The sequence below is a fragment of the Achromobacter sp. genome (assembly GCF_036567245.1).
Lineage (GTDB): Bacteria > Pseudomonadota > Gammaproteobacteria > Burkholderiales > Burkholderiaceae_B > Achromobacter.
The window spans coordinates 1-3587 of sequence record NZ_DATCUY010000570.1 but is presented as its reverse complement, the minus strand read 5'-3'; the positions used below and the strand labels follow the sequence as shown (position 1 = coordinate 3587).

Annotated in this window: 2 protein-coding genes; both read right to left on the bottom strand. The window is 62.5% G+C overall.

Going from position 1 to position 3587, the window contains the following annotated elements:
* Positions 1-2520: ribonucleoside-diphosphate reductase subunit alpha (locus VIR09_RS24055; protein ID WP_332015131.1), on the bottom strand; the 2520-nt coding region annotated here is incomplete at its 3' end.
* 302 nt (positions 2521-2822) lie between these two features.
* On the bottom strand, positions 2823-3587 hold a 765-nt coding region (locus tag VIR09_RS24050), incomplete at its 5' end, for a DUF6537 domain-containing protein (RefSeq protein ID WP_332015130.1).

The window sequence follows — 3587 nt, the reverse complement described above, 5'->3', positions numbered from 1 at the left end:
CAGGCTGCCGTCGAAGTACTTGAGGTCGGCGACCATGACTTCGTCCCAGAGACCGAGTTTCTTCAGGTCACGCACGAGGTAATCGTTAACGACCGTGAACTCGCCGGAGAGATTCGATTTGACGTACAAGTTCTGGAAAGTAGGTTCGATGCACGCAGATACACCAATGATATTGGAAATAGTCGCGGTTGGGGCAATTGCAACGCAATTGGAGTTGCGCATGCCGTGCTGTTTGATGCGCGCGCGCAACGTATCCCAATCGAGCGAGCTCGATTCATCGACTTCAACATGGCCGCCGCGTTCATCGCGCAGCATCTTCAGCGTGTCTTGCGGCAAGATGCCACGCGACCACAACGAACCTTCATACGACTGATAGCGGCCGCGTTCTTCGGCAAGCAGGCTCGATGCGAAGTAGGCGTGATAGCACACCGCTTCCATCGAGCGATCGGCGAATTCAACAGCGGCTTGCGATGCGTACGGCACGCGCATCATCTGCAGGCAATCCTGGAAGCCCATGATGCCCATGCCCACCGGGCGATGGCGCGCGTTGGAATTGCGGGCCTTCTCGACGGCGTAGTAGTTGATGTCGATGACGTTGTCGAGCATGCGCATCGCGATGCTGACGGTGCGCTTGATCTTGTCGTGGTCCAGTTCGAAACCGCCGCCGGCTGCCGGCTTCATGTGCGCGACCAGGTTCACGGAACCCAGGTTGCACACCGCGATTTCGGATTCGTTCGTGTTCAGCGTGATCTCGGTGCACAGGTTCGAGCTGTGGACGACGCCCACGTGCTGCTGCGGCGAACGGATGTTGCACGGATCCTTGAACGTGATCCACGGGTGGCCGGTTTCGAACAGCATCGACAGCATCTTGCGCCACAGCGTCAGCGCCGGCATCTTCTTGTAGAGCTTGAGCTCGCCGCTGGCGACGCGCTTTTCGTAGCCGATGTAGGCTTCTTCGAATTCGCGGCCAACCTTGTCGTGCAGGTCAGGGCAGTCGGACGGCGAGAACAGCGTCCATTCGCCGGCTTCCATGACGCGCTTCATGAACAGGTCGGGAATCCAGTTCGCCGTGTTCATGTCGTGCGTGCGGCGGCGTTCGTCGCCGGTGTTCTTGCGCAGTTCCAGGAATTCTTCGATGTCCAGGTGCCACGATTCCAGGTACGTGCAGACCGCACCCTTGCGCTTGCCGCCCTGGTTCACCGCGACGGCGGTGTCGTTGACGACCTTCAGGAACGGGACGACGCCCTGGCTTTCGCCGTTGGTGCCCTTGATGTGGCTGCGCAGCGCACGGACCGGGGTCCAGTCGTTGCCCAGGCCGCCGGCGTATTTGGCCAGCAGCGCGTTTTCCTTGATGGCGTCGTAGATGCCTTCCAGATCGTCGGAGACGGTGGTCAGGTAGCACGACGACAGTTGCGAGTGCAGCGTGCCCGAGTTGAACAGCGTCGGCGTCGAGCTCATGAAGTCGAACGAGGACAGGATCTCGTAGAACTCGATGGCGCGCGTTTCGCGGTCGGCCTCGCGCAGCGCCAGGCCCATGGCCACGCGCATGAAGAACACCTGCGGCAGTTCGATGCGGGTGCCGCGGATGTGCAGGAAGTAGCGGTCGTACAGCGTCTGCAGGCCGAGGTAGCCGAATTGCAGGTCGCGCTTGGCGTTCAGGGCCTTGCCCAGGCGGGTCAGGTCATAGCTGGCCAGTTCGGGCGACAGCAGGCCGCCTTCGATACCGCGGGCGATGAACGTGGGGAAGTATTCGGCGTAACGCGCGCCCATGCCGTCTTGCGACACTTCTTCGCCCAGCACTTCCTTGCGGATCGTGTGCAGCAGCAGACGGGCGGTGACCTGGCTGTAGGCCGGGTCCTTTTCGACCAGCGCGCGTGCGGACAGGATGGCGGACTTGAACACTTCGTCGACGGGGATGCCGTCGTACAGGTTCTTGACCGTTTCCTTCAGGATGGTTTCGCTATCGATGAATTCGTCCAGGCCTTCGCCGGCGGCGACGATGGTCGCGCGCAGTTCAGCCAGATCCAGCGGACGGCGCACGCCGGCATCGGTCACGTTCAGCACGTGTTCCTGCGGGGCGGCGGCGGCCTTGTCCTGACCTTCGGCGGCAGCGGCGGCGGCACGCTCTTGCGTGCGCTTCTCGCGGTACAGCACGTAGGCGCGGGCGACGTCGTGCTGGCCGGAGCGCATCAAGGCCAGTTCGACCTGGTCCTGGATGTCTTCAATATGGAAGGTGCCGCCATTGGGGCGGTTGCGCACCAGGGCGTTCACGGCCTGGCTGGCCAGGTTCTCGACCAGTTCGCGCACGCGCGCGGACGCCGCACCCTGGCCGCCGTTCACGGCCAGGAAGGCCTTGGTCATGGCGATGGCGATCTTGCTGGGTTCAAACCCGACCACCGAGCCATTACGGCGAATGATGTTGTAGCTGGCCCATTGCCCGCCATTGGCGTCGGCAGGGGAATCGGTTTGCGAGGGCGGCACGGCCGAAGGCCGGGTCACAGAGGCGATCGTAGTCTGCATGGAAGCTCCTGTGCGAAAACGCGTAGATAGCGACATGACGACGGTCATGTCCGGTACGAATGTGGATCTTTTGAGGGGGTCGGAACGCTTGGACGGGCTAGTCCAAAAGGCGTGGCCGACGAGAATCAGCGCTTAGGCGACCACAACATGTAGTGTAGCACCCCTCGTTGGACACTAATTCTAGTGATCGAGAACTACAGGGACAAGAAGAAGATATGACGAAGCTCACAAAAGATTGTTACTAAATGCACTGGGCGCGCCCAGTAAGGCGCGCCCAGGACCGGACCGCTAAGAGCGAATGTTTATGCGGTTTTCCGCAGGGGCATGTCGCGCGGGGCCGGTGCCATATAGCTCTGCATCAATCGACCCAATTCCGTCCGATACTTCTCGACGTTCGAAGCCTTCACGTGGCCGTAGCCGCGGATGGTTTCTGCAAGGCCGGCGATTGTAGCCGCTTGCGCGAGCTTGTCCCGCGTCAACCCTACAAGAAGCTGGTCTATGGTCTGGCGGTATTCGCCGATCAGCGCGCGTTCCATCTTGCGCTCGGCGGTGCGGCCGAAGGGGTCGAACCAGGTGCCGCGCAGACCCTTCATGCGGGTCAGCAATTTCAGTGCGGTCATGGTGCGCGGGCCGAGCGTCATCTTGCGCGGCACGCCGGTGCGCGGGTCCTTGCGCGCGAAGATCGGCGGCGCCATGTGGAAGCGCAGGCTGTAGTCGCCTTCGAACTGGCCCTTCAATTGCGCCTGGAACGCATCATCCGTGTACAGGCGCGCCACTTCGTATTCGTCCTTGTAGGCCATGAGCTTGAACAGGCCGCGGGCCACCGCCAGTGCCAGACGCGGGGTCTTGGCGTCGGGCGCCAGTTCGCGTTCGCGGGCCGCGACGGCCTCGACCACGTCCTGGTATTCGCGGGCATAGCCGGCGTCCTGATAGGCGGTCAGGTCCGCGATGCGGCGCGCGACGGCCCGTTCAAAGGTCTCGGGCACGTGAAGCTGCACCACCTGGGCACGCGGGCGCAGGGCGCTATCCAGCGCGTCGGGCTGGTGCGCGGCCAGGCGGCCGCTGTC